At 62.2% G+C, this 15964-nt stretch carries 16 protein-coding genes; 10 read left to right on the top strand and 6 right to left on the bottom strand.

The window, feature by feature from the left end:
* Positions 1-627: 627 nt before the first annotated feature.
* A complete protein-coding gene (locus tag OK352_RS17065; protein WP_265142732.1) occupies positions 628-1452 on the bottom strand; it encodes a hypothetical protein in 825 nt (274 codons plus the stop codon).
* Positions 1453-2115: 663 nt separating this feature from the next.
* Here OK352_RS17065 and OK352_RS17060 point away from each other — a divergent pair.
* The 9 genes from OK352_RS17060 (at position 2116) to OK352_RS17020 (ending at position 10557) form a co-directional block, all read left to right on the top strand.
* A complete protein-coding gene (locus OK352_RS17060) occupies positions 2116-3033 on the top strand; it encodes a ribokinase (RefSeq protein ID WP_265142731.1) in 918 nt (305 codons plus the stop codon).
* The gene (locus OK352_RS17055; RefSeq protein ID WP_265142730.1) at positions 3030-4034 is read left to right on the top strand and encodes an ABC transporter permease; all 1005 of its coding nucleotides are present in this window, start codon (positions 3030-3032) and stop codon (positions 4032-4034) included. The genes OK352_RS17060 and OK352_RS17055 overlap by 4 nt, the downstream gene beginning before the upstream one ends.
* 73 nt (positions 4035-4107) lie before the next feature.
* Positions 4108-5133, top strand: a complete 1026-nt coding sequence (locus OK352_RS17050; protein WP_265142729.1) for a sugar ABC transporter substrate-binding protein — start codon at positions 4108-4110, stop codon at positions 5131-5133.
* Positions 5133-6659, top strand: coding sequence for a sugar ABC transporter ATP-binding protein (locus OK352_RS17045; protein ID WP_265142728.1), 1527 nt, complete (start codon positions 5133-5135; stop codon positions 6657-6659). Before OK352_RS17050 ends, OK352_RS17045 begins: the two co-directional genes overlap by 1 nt.
* 33 nt (positions 6660-6692) lie before the next feature.
* Positions 6693-7148, top strand: coding sequence for a D-ribose pyranase (rbsD, locus tag OK352_RS17040; protein ID WP_265142727.1), 456 nt, complete (start codon positions 6693-6695; stop codon positions 7146-7148).
* Between the two features lie 24 nt (positions 7149-7172).
* Complete coding sequence (gene deoC / locus OK352_RS17035) at positions 7173-7883, top strand: deoxyribose-phosphate aldolase (protein ID WP_265142726.1); 711 nt, start codon at positions 7173-7175, stop codon at positions 7881-7883.
* An 80-nt stretch (positions 7884-7963) separates the two neighbouring features.
* Positions 7964-8725, top strand: coding sequence for a GntR family transcriptional regulator (locus OK352_RS17030; RefSeq protein WP_265142725.1), 762 nt, complete (start codon positions 7964-7966; stop codon positions 8723-8725).
* 267 nt (positions 8726-8992) lie between these two features.
* Entirely contained in the window at positions 8993-9625 is a 633-nt protein-coding gene (locus tag OK352_RS17025; RefSeq protein ID WP_265142724.1) for a Fic family protein, read from the top strand.
* A 119-nt stretch (positions 9626-9744) separates the two neighbouring features.
* A complete protein-coding gene (locus tag OK352_RS17020; protein WP_265142723.1) occupies positions 9745-10557 on the top strand; it encodes a hypothetical protein in 813 nt (270 codons plus the stop codon).
* Positions 10558-10645: 88 nt separating this feature from the next.
* Here the strand turns inward: OK352_RS17020 and OK352_RS17015 are convergent, their stop codons facing one another.
* Genes OK352_RS17015 through OK352_RS16995 form a run of 5 tightly spaced genes read right to left on the bottom strand, consistent with a single transcriptional unit; the run spans position 10646 to position 13824 of the window.
* Positions 10646-10906, bottom strand: a complete 261-nt coding sequence (locus OK352_RS17015; protein WP_265142722.1) for an HPr family phosphocarrier protein — start codon at positions 10904-10906, stop codon at positions 10646-10648.
* Between the two features lie 10 nt (positions 10907-10916).
* Positions 10917-12302 (bottom strand): PTS ascorbate transporter subunit IIC, encoded by a 1386-nt coding sequence (locus OK352_RS17010; protein ID WP_265142721.1) that lies wholly within the window; start codon positions 12300-12302, stop codon positions 10917-10919.
* A 43-nt stretch (positions 12303-12345) separates the two neighbouring features.
* Complete coding sequence (locus tag OK352_RS17005; protein WP_265142720.1) at positions 12346-12624, bottom strand: PTS sugar transporter subunit IIB; 279 nt, start codon at positions 12622-12624, stop codon at positions 12346-12348.
* A gap of 23 nt (positions 12625-12647) precedes the next feature.
* A complete protein-coding gene (locus OK352_RS17000; protein WP_265142719.1) occupies positions 12648-13382 on the bottom strand; it encodes an SIS domain-containing protein in 735 nt (244 codons plus the stop codon).
* Complete coding sequence (locus OK352_RS16995) at positions 13369-13824, bottom strand: PTS sugar transporter subunit IIA (protein WP_265142718.1); 456 nt, start codon at positions 13822-13824, stop codon at positions 13369-13371. Before OK352_RS16995 ends, OK352_RS17000 begins: the two co-directional genes overlap by 14 nt.
* A 203-nt stretch (positions 13825-14027) precedes the next feature.
* Here OK352_RS16995 and OK352_RS16990 point away from each other — a divergent pair, with 203 nt between their 5' ends.
* A complete protein-coding gene (locus tag OK352_RS16990; protein ID WP_265142717.1) occupies positions 14028-15944 on the top strand; it encodes a BglG family transcription antiterminator in 1917 nt (638 codons plus the stop codon).
* Positions 15945-15964: the final 20 nt, after the last annotated feature.

The raw sequence follows: 15964 nt of genomic DNA, 5'->3' as shown, positions 1-15964 counted from the left end.
GAAGATGTCCTTTCGAGTGGGTTGTAGGAGATTCCTCGAAGGACCACACGGTGACCGCGCCCCCATTCAGAACGAGAGCCAGCCACCAAGCGGACTACACCACTCTACGGGGCACTACTAGCATGAGTTAGGAGCCAGCGGTAAATATCGGGATCGCGGCGGTTTCGGCGAGCTGATACTGGCTGCTGTGCGCAGCGGTGACTGGGCAAGTAATGTGAGCGGCAGCGATTTGAACTGGCTTTGACAGTTGCACGTCGGCAGAAGCTGGAGACCTGGGCGCGGCAATTGCCACGCCCAGGCTGATCTCTACATGTCGCGACAATGTTTACAGAGCGGCCAGCCGTTCGTGCCTGATCTCCTATTACGGCTAGGAATCTGCTGACCGCTAGGGCAATCGTCGAACACGTGATGCACGTCTGGATCTGTCGGGTTCGTTGAATAGTACGCAGATACACGCATGTAGGGCTCCTTCGCCTTGGGATGGTCCACCAACACTGGTTCAAGCTAGACAGTACGGCCGAAGCAAGGCCTTGTGCAGTCCCCCATTCGCGTGCCTATAGGCCTCAATTGAGCGCGCCCCGCGACAGTCGATACTTAAGCTCTAGAGATTCCTTGCGCAGCTAACAACTACCCCCGAGGTGGTAGCCGTTCGCTAGATCGGTGCGCGAAGGCTCGCATGACTCCGAAAGCCGCAATGAGCCCGAACGCTATCACTATGATCCATGTGAATCCGCTCGCGCCGGGGAGTGCACCAGTCGAGTCCCTGCCAAGCAACACAACGCCGATTCGCCAATCTGAGCTGATGAGGTTCGCGATTTGTTCGGGAGAGAGCGTCGCGGAAGCGGGGATCGTCACGACGTTCGCGAGTGAGTGTGCAATTAGCGATAGCAAATGCGCAGGATTCAGCCCACTTGCTGATGCGAGTGCCGCAATTACAACGTAAGGGGTCGGAATGACGACCCATCTGTAGATGAGGTTTGTTACTGGTTCTGCAATGGCAAACGGAACTTGGAGGAGCCCAGCCGTGAAGCCGACGAGACCACCTCCTGTTGCAAGCTTGAACATGAGGGTCGGAGGCAAGGCTCCAAGACCGCTCATCTCGCCTACACTCGTAGAGAGGAATGAGCCGAGTACGGGTGTTAAGCACGCAGCGAGTGCTCCGACAACGGTGCCTCCTCCCGCCCATACCGACAACAAGTGAAATGCCCGGGCGTACTGGAGCCGCCACCCATTGATGACGCCCAATAAGTCCAAAACGGCATAGAGGGCAACGGTTGAAAGGGCAACGGCGGCGAGGCAGCCGGATATCAACAACAATCCGTAGTTGAGGTATATCGCAAAAATGGCTTGAATGTCTGCGCGACTTGTTCCGAAGCCGACAATTGCGAGAACAGAAATGAAGAATGGCAACGATGCGAGCGCGACGGCGTAGACGGCGAGCAAGAGTTTCATAGAGAAAAATCTCTCGAGAGCATCCCGCGGAATACGCAATTCACGCCAACCAGACGGCGCAATGACATCCAACGCTGACGTCAGCGAAGCAACCAATCGTCGCGCGCAATACCTTATCGCTGAGCTCGGCAGCTCGATGTCAACGGCAAGTTGATGCTGGTCTGCAAATTTCCCGAGGTGTGAAAGTGCGGCCGCGCAAATCGCTAAGAAGATCGCGGTCATCACGAAGCCAATAAAGGTCAAACTGCTGTCTTCTGATAGAGCGATTATGGCAACTAGGAGAGCGAGAACTGCGGAGAACGTGAGAGCCGCCACCAGTGCTTTGAGTCGCTCTCTCGGCCGCGCGTGATCGTTACGGACCGCACCCAGTCGCCGTGCGAGGAAGAATCCACACGCGACAATGAAAATCGCAAGCAATATGGAAGGCATATTCGCATGATCTCGGTGACCACCGACAGTGACCGTAACGATGGTTTCCACTTGCGGCCGGGCGTCGCGGCATTGCGGTCGAACTTAGACTGAGCGCTCTCCGCAGCGCACAGTGACGGCCACTATGTGCGCGAACGGGTTCCAACCGGAACGGCTCGTTTGGATTGACTTTCGCATGGTGCCATCGCATACTTGCATGTACATAGTTGTCCACATACAAATTGGTTCGGATCAATGAAGATTGCAGTGATCGGAAGTTACGGCGCAGGCCTCACCATGCGAGTGCCCCGAGCGCCAGAAGCCGGGGAGACCCTGACCGGCGACGCGTTCGAATCGGGTCCCGGGGGCAAGGGCTCCAACCAGGCCATCGGTGCCGCGCGGCTCGGCGCGGAGGTCTCGTTGCTGACAGCGATCGGCAATGACGACTTCGGCCGCTCCGCCCGCACACTCTGGAGTGATGAGGGAGTGGATGCTTCCAGCATCCTGATCTCTGACGACGCCCCCACCATGGCCGGCTTCATCATGGTCGAGCCGTCAGGCGAGAACCGCATCGCCATTGCGCCGGGTGCACTCGACCTGCTGAACGAGAGCCACGTCGAGGCATTCCGCAGCGAGATCGCGGCCGCCGACATCGTGCTCGTCTCAATGGAGATTCCGATCTCCGCCGTCGCCGCCGCGCTGCGGATCGGACGTGACGAAGGCGTGCGGACGATCCTCAACCCGGCACCGGCACGTCCGCTCTCGACCGAGGTCCTGAGCAACGTCGACATCATCACGCCGAACCAGACGGAGGCGCGCATCATCCTCGATCTGGGCGATGCGCAGAGCGACGATGAGGAGCTGGCTCGGCTCATTGCTGAGCGCATCGACGGCGCCGTCGTGCTGACCCGGGGCTCTGACGGAGCGGTCATCGTCGAGAACGGCGAGCTGCTGCACATCGACCCCGTGCGCGCGACGCAAGTCGTCGACACGACCGGAGCGGGCGATTCGTTCAACGCCGCACTCGCCGTCTCACTTGCCGCCGGTACCTCGCTCCGCGAGGCCGCGGCGTATGCCGCACAAGCCGGTGCGTTCACTGTCGCCACGAATGGAGTCGTTCCGGCCCTCCCTACCCACCACGACTTGAGTTCCACGATCGGAGAGTCTCAGTGACCTCAGCTACAGCCACCGCCCCACGGCGCGCATCGTTCGACCCGCGCAAGCTGCTTCATGCTCGCGAAGCCGGCGTGTTCGCGGCGCTTGTTCTTCTCTTCATCCTCGGCGCTGTGCTCTCGCCGAGCTTCATGCAGGCCGGCAACCTGCTCTCGGTCGGGCAGCAGATCTCGCAGATCGGCATCATGGCGATCGGCGCGACGTTCGTGATCGTCAACGGAGAGATCGACCTGTCTGTCGGCTCGGTGTACGCGCTGTCCGCCATCTCGACCGGGCTCGCCATCGAAGGCGGAACCTCCTGGCCGATCGCCACGATCATCGGCCTCGCCGTCGGCGCCGTCGCCGGTCTGCTGAACGGTCTCGCCGTAGTCTTCCTCGGCGTGCCGAGCTTCATCGTCACCCTGGGAACCCTCAGCGTCTTCCGCGGCGTCGCGCTGCTGATCTCTGACGGCGCGCCCATCTCGCTGAGCTCGAGCCAGGCCGGCGTCGCCGAGTTCAACCTCATCGGGCAGGGCTACCTGTTCGGCGTCATTCCGATGCAGCTCATCGTGTTCGCCGTCATTGCCGCACTCGGTGTCGTGCTACTGTCGCGGTCGCGGTTCGGATTCAACACCTACGCGGTCGGCGGCAACCCCGAAGCGGCGCGCCTCGTCGGCATCGAGGTGAAGGGCGTCAAGCTCACAGCGTTCATCATCGCGGGCCTCACCGCCGCCGCGGCGGGAGTTCTGGGTCTCTCCTTCCTCTCATACGTGCAGGGTGTGACCGGAACCGGCCTCGAGCTGACCGTCATCTCTGCCGTCATCATCGGTGGCGCCGCGCTCTTCGGCGGGTCCGGAACGATGTGGGGAACCATCATCGGCGTCGCATTCATCGGGCTGCTGCAGAACATCCTCAACATCAACGGCATCTCGTCGTTCTGGCAGACCGTCGTCACCGGCCTCGTGATCGTCGCCGCCGTCGCGACCGACACCTGGCAGCGCAGACGAAAGACCAAGGCGTGAGTCATGCCGTCACGCTCGCTATTCACTGCAGTTCACATCACGACCCTCGTGAGTTCGGACCAAAGGAGGACCGATGTCTTTGAAGAATAAAGCTCGCCGACTGCTGGCGGCCGGTGCCGTCGCAGCCGTCAGCGCCCTGGTGTTGGCCGGCTGCGGAGCAATCACCCCGGCGAATTCCGGCTCCGACTCGGGGGAGTTCGAACTCGCCGACTACATTCAGCAGCGCATCGACGATGGTGAGCCGCTGCGCATCAAGCTGAGCTACCACGACCCCTCACTCGCGTTCGCGACGCCCATCAAGGCGGGCATCGAGAAGGCGGGCGACGAGTTCGGCGTCGACGTGAGCCTCATCGGGCCGACCGGAGGGGATGCCGCCAAGCAGGTCTCTGAGCTGCAGACGCTGATCCAGCAGCAGTCCGTTGACGGGCTCGCCGTCTCGTCGGCATCGAGCGACGCGCTCAAGCCCGTCATCTCGCAGGCGTACAACGCCGGCATCCCGATCATCTCGTTCAACACCGACAACCCAGGCTCTGACCAGATGGGCTTCGTCGGCCAAGACCTCAAGGCATCGGGTGCGTCTGAGGCCGAGGAGCTGCTGGCCAGCCTCGGTGACAACCCCTCGGGCAAGGTCGTCGTGTTCTCGCTCGACACCGGTGCCGGCTGGTCGCACGACCGCTTCGGCGGATTCGAAGAGGCGCTCGCCGACACCGACCTCGAGGTCGTGGGCCCCGTGAACGTGGGCAACGAGCCGAGCGAGGCGTACAACACCGTCGAATCGACGATGTCGGGCCAGAAGGATGTTGTGGCGATCGCCGGTCTCGACTGCTGCTCGACCACAGCGGCCGCCAAGTGGATCTCGCAGTCGGGCAACGCGGGCGAGATCGCCATGGTCGGCTTCGACCTGCTGTCGACCACCGCCGACTACATCGAGAACGACGTCGTGACCTTCACGATCAGCCAGAACCCGACCGAGCAGGGCTACCAGGCCGTGAAGGTGCTCTCGGACTTCCTGCAGGAAGGCACACCGATCGACGGCGTCGACACCGGGGCGCAGATCATCACGAAAGACAACCTCGACGACGCGACGGTGGAAGACTGATGACGGCCGGCACACCACTCGTCGAGATCCGCGAGCTCTCGCGCAACTTCGGCCCCGTCACCGCGCTCGACAGCGTCAGCTTCGACATCGTCGAGGGTGAAGTGACCGGCCTGGTCGGTGAGAACGGCGCGGGCAAGTCGACGTTGCTGAAGATTCTCGCCGGGCTGCAGCCGCCGAGCTCGGGTGAGGTGCGCGTCGCCGGGCAGCCGGTCGAGAGCTTCGACCCGAACACGGTGCTGACGAAGCACTCGATCGCGATCGTGCCGCAAGAGCTCTCGCTGCTGCAAGACCGCACAGTCGCCGAGAACATCCTCGTCGGCATCGAGCCCGGGTCGCGCCCCTTCCCCTCGAAGAGACAGATGGATGCCCGAGCCCGCGCACTTCTGGCCGAGCTCGACCTCGACATCGACCCCGGCGCGAGCGTGCGCACACTCGACCTCGCGATTCAGCAGCTCGTCGTTGTGGCGCGATCCGTCGCGCGCGGCTGCCGCGTGCTGATTCTCGACGAGCCCACCGCGATGCTTACGCCCGCCGAGGCGAAGCGGCTGTTCGACCTGATGCAGAAGCTCAAGGCACACGGCACGACAATGGTCTACGTCTCGCACCGCATGCCCGAGATCTTCGACCTCTGCGATCGCCTCGAAGTGCTGCGCGACGGCACACACGTGGCATCGTGGCGGCGCGACGAGGTCACGCCAGACGACGTGGTGTCGGCCATGGTCGGCCGCGAGCTCGAGAAGTTCGACGGCCGCGACGACCGGTCGGCTCCGGCAGACGTCGCTCCGGCGCTGAGCGTGACCGACCTGAGCGGCAGCCGGCACGACGACGTCTCATTCGAGGTGCGGCCAGGTGAGATCCTCGGCATCGCCGGGCTGCCGGATTCCGGCCGCGTCGAACTGCTCGCGAACATCTTCGGCGCCGGGCGGTCGCGCTCGGGCGAGGTGCGCCTCAATGGCACACCGTATGACGCGCGGTCGCCGATCGCGAGCGTCGGGCACAAGCTCGCCCTTCTGCCCGGCGAACGCCGTGCGCAGGGGCTGCTCACCACGATGACCGTCGGCGAGAACATCGGCGTGCTCGGCACCCGGTCGAACTCCACACTCGGGATGCTGAAAAAGGGAGCGATCGCACGCTCGGCGCAGGCGTTGGCCGAGAGGATGCGGGTGAAGACGGCGAGCCTCGACACCCCGATCACAAGCCTCTCCGGCGGAAACCAGCAGAAGGCGCTGCTCGCCCGCTGGATGTCGATCGACCCCGAGGTGCTGATGCTCGACGAGCCGACCCGCGGCGTCGACGTCGGGGCGAAGGTCGAGATCTACGAGCAGCTGTTCGCCCTCGCCGACCGTGGCGTCGCGATCGTGTGCTCGTCATCAGACCTCCCCGAGCTGCTCACGGCGACCGACCGCATCCTTGTCATGCGCGAGGGCCGCGTCGCGGGCGTGCTGGAATCACGCGACGCAACAGAGGAATCGATCATGGCGCTCGCCACCAACGCATCGGCGGGCGAGCTGAACTCCACACACTGATCTCCACACACTGATCTCTACGAAGGGAACGTTATGAAACGCAACGGCATACTCAACGCAGAACTGAGCGGCGCGCTCGCCACGCTCGGCCACAGCGACCTGCTCATGGTCGTCGACGCGGGCTTCCCGATTCCGCGCACCGCGCACCGGGTCGACCTCGCGATCGCCGAGAACCTGCCCGACCTGCGCACCGTGCTGGGCCTCATCGCAGACGAGCTCGTCGTCGAGGGCGTCGTGCGCGCCGACGACGTGACAACCAACAATCCGCGTCTCGACGAGTGGATTCAGGGGCGCTTCACGGATGCCGAATTCACGACCCGCTCGCACGCCGACATGCTCGGCGAGCTGGCGCAGCAGGCGAAGGTGATCGTGCGCACCGGCGCCTTCGAACCCTGGGGCAACATCGGCCTCTACTGCGGAGTCGACGTGCCGCGCTGGTTCGGCGGCGAGGACGTCATCGCTCCCGCCTACTACGCCTCGAAACTTTAGACCTCACACAACAGAAAGATAGATATGACTGACACCACTGCGACCGGCACAGCGACCCTGTCACCGGCGGAGCTCGCACCGTACATCCAGCACACGAAGATCGAGACGGGCATCACGCGCGACGCGATGATCGCGCACGCCCGTGAAGCGATTGAGCACGGCTTCAATGCTGCGATGATTCCCGCATCCTGGGTCCGTGAGGTTGCCGGCGAACTCGCCGGAACGGGAGTCGAGCTCGCCACGGCACTCGACTTCCCGACCGTCGGCGTCATGACCAGCGCCGGAAAGGCTGCCGAAGCCGAGTCGATCGCCAAGCTGGGCGCGACGCAGCTCGACATCGGCGTGCAGGTGGGGTGGCTCAAGAGCGGAATGTACGACGCATTCCGCGACGACATCGCCGGCGTCGTGAAGGCCAGTGGCATCCCGATCAAGGTGATGCTTGAGCTTCCGCTGCTCACGGACTCTGAGAAAGAGACCGCCGTGGAGCTCGCGATGGAAGCCGGAGCCGCCTTCCTCAAGAACGCCTCGAGCGGCCAGGTCGAGACGGCGAACCCTGACAGCATCCGATATCTTGTCGAGCGCGCTCGAGACGGAGTGAAGGTCAAGGCATCGGGATCCATCAAGACGTACAGCCAGGCGCTGGGACTGATCGATGCGGGGGCCGTGCTTCTCGGAACGAGCGCCGGCATGGCGATCATCAGCGACACCGGCACCGAGAGCACGACAAGCTACTAAGTGCGAGAGGATCACCGTCTGCCTCGACTCTGAGGGGCAGACGGTGATACTTGTTAGTAGCCGAAGAGTGAGGAGAGACTGTGGGGGAACACGCCGTCAGTAGCGGGTCTGAGATCCAACGCGAACTGCCGGTGGCGATTCACGCGCAGATCTCGAACCAGTTTCGATCGCGGATCGCATCGGGGGAGTGGCCGGCGAACTACCGGCTCAAGAGCGAACCCGAACTCGCGCGTGAACTCGGGGTGAGCCGTGGGACGCTCCGTCGCGCAATGACCACCCTGATCGAGGAGGGCCTGCTCAAGCAGGTGCGCGGGCGCGGAACCTTCGTGACGTCGACGACGATCGAACCGGCGATTGCGCAGAAGCTCAGCACCCTGACTGAGGATTTCGCAAAGCAGGGAATCCAGACCACGGCCGAGGTCATCGAGGCGACGCTGATCGACCCCCCACGCCCGATTGCCGCGCTGCTTGATGTGGGGCGTGGGGGCTCGGTGTTGAAGCTGGTGCGTCGGCGCAGTACCGTTGAGGGTCCGGTGGCGCTGCTGTACAACTATGTGCGTGCCGACCTTGCGCCGGGAATTGTGGATGTGGACTTCTCGACGGCGAGTCTGTTCGGCACGCTTGAGGGCCAGTTCGGGCTGAAGATCTCGTCTGCGCGGCGTACGTTCAGTGCGCGAGCCGCCGAGGGGAGTGTCGCCGAGTATCTCGATCTGCCGACCGGCTCTCCGGTGCAGTATCTCGAGCAGGTGACGTATCTGTCGGATGACCGCCCGATCGAATACTCAGACGTCTGGATCCACTCGGGCCGTCTGCGGGTGACGTCGCTGCTCTCCCGCCGGTGAGTCCGCCTCGTTGACGCTTGTGGTTCGACCAAGCTGTGACTTTGTCAGTATCGCGATATAAGTGGGACACCGGTAGAATAGTAAGGAATTGAGGATCGGTGGAGGTGGACCAATGAAACGCAAGAATGTGACGTCAGAGGCGCTTCGGCGTGCCGCCATCCGTTCGACTCGAGCTTCAGCCGCCCTTGAGAACCGTGCGGTTCCCAGCGGTCTCCCGCGTTCGGAAGCTGTCGACCGATTTCTCGCTTCGCGCGAACCGCACGTGCGATGACAGTTGATCCCGGCTACGGTGAAACTCCGCTAGAGCCGGACGAAGCTGATGCGCTGACTCCGCGGGCGCGCGAGGTCTTTGGCGTTCATCCGAAGAAGATAGACCTCTACGAGGCCGAGCAAGCGGTAAACGACGAGGTCAGCATTGCGCTTCTTGAAGACATCGCTGAGGGGAAACTTGTCCTCGAAGAATTGCTCACAGACGCCTTCCTCCGTGACTTGCACCAGCAGCTTTACGGGGACCTTTGGATATGGGCTGGACGATACCGAACGCGCGACCAGAACATCGGTGTCGACCCCGCATACATCGGAGTCGAACTACAGGAATCGCTCGGCACTATTCGCTACCGGTGGGAGCACACTGACGACTGGTCACCTCGAGAGCTCGGAATTGCTGTGCATGCCGAAACTGTTCGTATCCACAGCTTCGTTGACGGGAACGGTCGTACTACACGCTTGCTCGCGGACCTCGTCTTTCTCGCCGCACAAGACGCGGAAGCGGTCGCCGAGAGCTACGACTGGGCTATCGATAAGCGTCAGTACATCGCATTGCTGCGCGAATATGACATAACCCGAGATCCACGGCCGCTCGCGGAGTTCATCCCTGTCCAACGCCTCAACGACGAATAGGCTTTGCCGCGATGTTCGCCGTGGGAGGAGGTGGGCGGGCTCTTTCTTCATGCCTGTGTCACCCTTGTAGTGAGTGCGCTTGAAGCGATGATCTGCGACCTTCAGCGAATCGAGTTGATGTGACCTCTGCATTCCACCGACCACGTGGCGTACCGCCCGGGGCCGGGTCCGTGCGTCATCGTCGTGTCACGTGGCGGTTGCACCCGGTGCTCACCGACGTGCTGAATACGCTGGACGGCACAACGGTCGGGTCAGCGTTTCGGGACCGGGCCGTCGAGATATCGACGCTGAAGGTTATGAGCGACCCCGTCGACTACGGTTCGGCGCTCACCGCCTACCGGTGGCTGCTCGAATGGGCCGATGGAGACGGGCTGCCGCTGACTGCATCCGGATATCTGAAGCCTGCCGACGTTCGTGCGCTCGCGGAGGTCATGCCCACCATGCAGTACTGGATCTTTAAGGTGACGCGGGAAATTGACGTGCATCCGGTGCTGTCCTTTCGTGAGTATCTCAAAGAGATTGGCCTGCTCCGTAAGTACAAGGGAACGCTGCGTCTCTCGCGGGCGGCGCGCGCCCTGCTGGGCGACCCGGCCGGGTTGTGGCGGTACCTGGCCGATACTCTCGTACCTGACGAGCCGCAATTCGACGCCGACGCGTCGGTTGTCGTTCTCGTACACATGGCGACGACCGACGGAGATATCGACGTCAACGCGGTGGCGCGGACTCTGACCGAGCTGGGCTGGGCGCATCGCGACGGCAGCGGAATTGGGAGCGGCGAGGTCTATGAGGTGTGGAATGACCTGTGGGACGTTCTCGGCAACGTGGGGGTGCGGTCGAGCGCCCGTCACCGGGATCGGGTGCTGAGCCCAGAAGCGCGCATCCTGATCAACGAAGCACTGTTCGCCGAGGTCGACGGGGAGTCAGCCCGATAGCTTTGCACCGTGCGCTGAACCGTCGCCTAGGCGACAAGCTGGGGTCCGCGCACATTGTGCGCGGACCCCAGCTTGCTCTCCGGATCGTCTACTCGGAGTTCGTCAGCATCTCCGACAGAGAGTTGAGCACGTCCTCCGAGTGCTCGCCCTCCACGTCAAGGTAGACACGCTCACCCTTCTTCACCCCAAGAGAGATGATGGCGAGGATGCTGCGTGCATCGACAGCGGTCTCTCCAGGGCGACCGATTTTCACCGTATGCCCGCTCTCTTTCGCGTTCCGCGCGAGGTCCGATGCGGGGCGGGCGTGTAGTCCGACGGACGAACCGATGACGACTTCTCGTGTTGGCAAGATTGCTCTCCTAGTTGCTTGACTCGCTGGACGCTGGTTCAGTTGCTGCGGCCCGCTTCAGTTTGCGGGTGCGGCGCACCTCGAACAGTGACATGAGCACGTAGGCGGCGACGAGGATGACCATTCCCACCCACGGCGTCTGGAACGCCAGCATCGTCAGCATCGAGTCGATTGTGTCGTGTCCCGTTCCCTCTGCGCCGACCGCCGAGAAGTGATCGAAGAGCATGTAGGTGAGACCGGACAGGAAGATCAGCAGGAAGCCGTAGACGAAGCCGGAAACGACCGCGCCGCGACGCCCACCGGTGGCGTTGCCCATGATTCCCGAGACTCCGCCGGTAAAGAACGCACCGATGATCGACACGAGCGGAACCACGCCAAATGCTAGCGACGACGCGATCATTCCGACGAGCATCCCGGCCACAGCTGTGACGAAGCCAATCATCAGAGCGTTCGGTGCGAACATGAAGATCGCTGGAACGTCGAGCGCTGGCTTTGCATTGGGCACCAGCTTGTCTGAGATGCCCTTGAAAGCTGGGACGAGCTCGCCCAGGAACATGCGAACTCCCTGCAGCAAGACGAGCATGCCGGCCGCGAAACCAAGCGCTTGAAGCAGCCCGAACAGGATGTAGTTGGTTCCGTCAGACAACTCGCCGACGAGGTCGGGACCCGCAGCGATGACGATGATCAGATAAAAGACAAGCATGACCACGGAGATCGAGACGGCCGTGTCTTTGAAGAACGCAAGCCCCTTGGGAACCTTGATGTCTTCCGTGCTCTTCGACTTGTTGCCCACGAGTCCGCCGATATACGCGGACGGCACGGTACCGAGCGTCGTCAGGTGGCCGAGCGCGAAGTCATCGCTGCCGATGACCTTACGCATGATCGGCTGCGCGATGGCGGGGAGCAGCGTGAGCAGCGCGCCCTGGATGACGGAGCCGAGGATCATCGTCCACATCTCGTCCAACCCAGCGGTGTAGAGACTGTAAGCGATCATGACCGAGGCGATCCACATCATGTGCCCGGTCAAGAAGATGTACTTCAACGGGGTGAACCGCGCAAGGATTGCGTTGACGAGGAAGCCAGCGGCGAGAATCACCGCCGACGTGCTGGCGATGGCGGGGATGCTCTTCTGCATTGCGGCAGAGATCAACTCACTGCCCGTCGCGAATCCGGCGAGCCCCGTCACTTCTTGGAACAGCGTGACGAAGGGGCTGATCGCGGTGACGATGAGCCCGGCTCCAGCAGTGAGAACAATCATGCCGAGCGCTGTCTTGACGGTGCCCGCGAAGATCTGGGCACCGTTCTTACGTTGCAGGGCGAGACCGACAAGTGCGACGAATCCGAGGATCAGCGCAGGCGTCTTGACGACCTCGACGAGAAAATTCAGTAGTTCCATGGTGGGGTCCTTATGTCTAATGACACGGGGGATTCACGAGGACTTAGCGTGCGTCGCGTTGGTCGAGGAATGCCTTCACAGCATCCTTCGCCTCGTCGACGCTCACGATGTTCCGAATGAAGACCACGTTGTCGTATCCAGAGAGTTCGTCAGCGAAATCAGGGGAGGCAACGATCAGATCGCTGTCCCCGCCGCTCATTGTTCCGGCAGCCTGATGCTCGACCTCGCTGGGGATGTCGAGAGCTTGCATCGCTTTCTCTACGGTCATCTTGAGGATCAGACTTGACCCCATGCCGAGACCGCAGACGCACACGATTTTCATGATTGTGCTCCGTTTCTTCGGGCTCAGAGGCCCGAGATCATGTGTGAGTATTTCGCGATGTGGCCCGCGTTGATGGCATCGCCCTTGTCAAGGTTTGCGCTGACGTAGATCGGCGGTGTCGTGCCGGCATCGACGCAGTTCTGCACGGTCTGCGCGATGATCGACTCGATCACCGTGACGCCGAGCACCGTCGATGTCCCACAGAAGCGGCCGTCGAGGCCCTCCGCCGTGAGAACGGCATCACCACTGATGCACTTGATGTCTACGACCACATCCGCGACATCCTTGAGGTTCTTTCCGCTCGAATGGCGGGACGCTGTTGAGCTGGCGAACTCTTCCGACACGAGAGCCACGACCTTCATGCCGATCTCCTGGGCGGCGAGCGCCATGTCGACCCCTGCCGGGTTGCGGCCGGAAATCGAGACGATGATCATCGTGTCTCGCGGGTCTGTATCTTCGAGCGCAAGGTACTCCTGCGAGAACCCTTCGAGGCGCTCCTGGTACGTGCTGAGCTTCGCCTTCGGGAACAGTGCGAGGTGCGGGGTGAGAAGTGCGTTCACCGGCACCAGCCCGCCGGCGCGATAGAACACCTCCATGGCGAAGATCTGCGAGTGACCGCATCCGAAGACATGGATGACGCGGTCATCGAGGACGGACTGTGCACAGTGCTCTGCGGCCTCCTGAATCGAGGTGGCTTCCTCGTCGAACTGCTTCTGCAGCTGCTGGGATACGACGTCATAGTACTCATGGCTTTTCATCGAGTTGCTCCAATCGTGTGAGGGCGTTCAGGATGCTGTCGGGCGAACCGTTCTCGCGCAGAAGGCGCAGCAGGCCCTCGTCTCCAAGCCCCGAGGCGAGCTCCCGCATAAGGTCGATGTGGCTGTCGTTATCGGTGGCGGCAAGAACAAACGCGGCCTTAATTCGTGCCTCGTTTAGGTACACCGGTTGTGTCAGGAGAGCAAGGCTCAAGGCGATCCGTTGCACTCCGGCCTCGGGACGACCGTGAAAGAGGGCGATGTCGTCAATGACGACCATGTACGAGCCGTATCGAGCAACCGTCTCTTTGATCGACTCAAGAAACTCGGGAGTCACTGCTCCGCTCTGGGTAAGCGGAGCGCCGGCAATGTCGACGAGTTCCTCCCAGCTGTCGCATGTGACGTCGGCGAGCAACGTCTCGCGGGTCAGCAATTCTGTGATCATCGTCGTAGTCCCCCTGACATCGATGTCGTCTGGTGTTCGTGGTTGCCGAGAGTGCCTCGTTGCCGAGAGTGCCTCGCTACGATCCAGCATTGTGTGTGCCGGAACAGGGGGCCAATATGTCACCTTCCGGATTGCAGGAAGCGGTCTCCTGGGAAAGGCTTGCGGGCCGGGATACGATCTCTCGGACGGAGGCGAAGTGGCTCATGACTGATCGGCGATCCGAGCTTGTGCGGCTGGTGAGAGATGCTGATTCGGCCCTGCCCGGAACGCAGCTCGCTGAGCTGCTGGGAGTGTCGACCCGCAGCATCCGTCAGTTTGTCGCCGACATCAATCGCAGCGCGGGGCGACGGGTGATCCACTCGTCGCATCGCGGTTATGTTCTCGACCGCTCGGCGCACGAGATCTGGGCGCACGGGCCCGCGACGGCAACCGGCAACGGCAGAGGGCCTCGCGAACGTCTCTATTTCATCGCAAGGCATCTCGTGAGCTACTCAGATGTGGCGACCGACATCTACGATCTTGCCGACACCCTCTATGTGAGCCCTGCAACGATCGAAGCCGATCTGACCCGTGCTCGGGAACTGTTCCGTCTGCACGGACTCACGATTCGGCGCGACCGTGAGCTCGTTGTGCTCGAGGGGGATGAGCGTGAGAAGCGCAGCCTCGTCAAATATCTCTTTCTCGACGCCGGGCGCGGGTTCACACCGCAGATGATGCGTGAATTTGTCGAGGCATACCGTGACTACGACCTGCGCGTCACCTCGCAAGAGATCCAACAATGCATCACGAATCTCGGGTGGGAGATCGACGAGTACTCGCTGAACGACGTGTTGGTGCATGTCACGATAGCGGCAGATCGGGTTCGGCTTGGGCACCGCATCCCGGTGCTTCAGACCAGCAGGCCGCGGCTGCCCGATGCGCATTCCGCCTTCATGGCTGAGCTGACAGAGATTGTGCACGAGAACTTCGGCGTGATGTTGCCCGAGTCGGAGGCACAGCGTCTGACTCAGCTCGTGGCGTCGCGTGTCAAGCACTACGACCCCATAGCCGACGCCGTCGGCGTGCCAGCCGAGATTGTGACGATCGTTCGCGATGCCCTTCGCGACGTCTCAGAGTTCTACCTTCTCGATCTCTACGATGAGAGCGCGGTTCGCGGCATCGCCCTTCACGTCTGGCGCCTTCGAGAGCGCTCGTCGCAGGGCATTCAGGCGCGCAACCCTCTTGGTGAAACGTTCAAGAACGCGCACCCGCTCGTGTATGAGGTCGCGCTGTATTTCGCCGAGCGTGTGGAAGAGAAGGCATCCATTGAGGTTGCTGCCGATGAGATCGACTTTCTGGCATTTCACCTGGGCACTCAGGTTCAGAAGCAGCTCGAGAAGGGGCCGCTCGTCACCGTGACCGTCGTCGATGTGTCGCCGTTCGCAGCGGGGCGCTCTCGGATCGTTGACTCGGTAGCATCCCGCCTTGCCGGTCAGGGCGTCGTTGTGGAGGTCGTCACTGCGCTGGATTTCGATTGGGAGCAGATCGCGTCAGACATCGTCGTGTCGACGATCGATCTCGAGGGGCTTGTCACGGTTCCCACGGTTCTGGTCAGCCCGCTGCTGGGTGAAGAGGATGGTGAGAGGGTTCAGGATGCTGTCAAGAGCCGTCGCAAGAAGATGGCGAAGCAGCGGCTCCGCTCGCGGATTATGGAGCTCATCGAACCCGAGCTCTTTCACAGCGTCGATAGCGTCGGTCAGCACGAGGCGCTCGCGCTGATGTGCCGGCGCATGGTCGATGCGCGCGCCGTGCCTCGTGACTTTCTGGAGTCGGTCGAAGCGCGCGAGGCGAAGTCGAGTACGGCCTTCGGCGGGCAGTTCGCCATTCCGCATTCGATGCAGGCAGACGCTCACCGGTCGGCGATCTCGGTGCTCGTGGCCCGCCGCGGCATCCCGTGGGGCGAATCGACGGTGCGGATCGTTGTGCTCTTCGCCGTCGCATCTGACGATGTGCAGGTCTTTCGCGACGTGCTGGGCGAATTCATCCCTGTGCTCTCGGACCCGGAGAACCTGGCGACGCTGCTGGAATCGGGCGCGAGCAGTGAGTTCTTTACAGCGAGCCTGTCGAGCATCCTCACCTGACGACAGCCTCCTCGCAGCCG

The organism is Microbacterium sp. MPKO10 (genome assembly GCF_026107415.2).
Taxonomy (GTDB): Bacteria; Actinomycetota; Actinomycetes; order Actinomycetales; family Microbacteriaceae; genus Paramicrobacterium.
The sequence above is the reverse complement of the archived record's forward strand: the minus strand, read 5'-3'. Positions and strand labels throughout refer to the sequence as shown.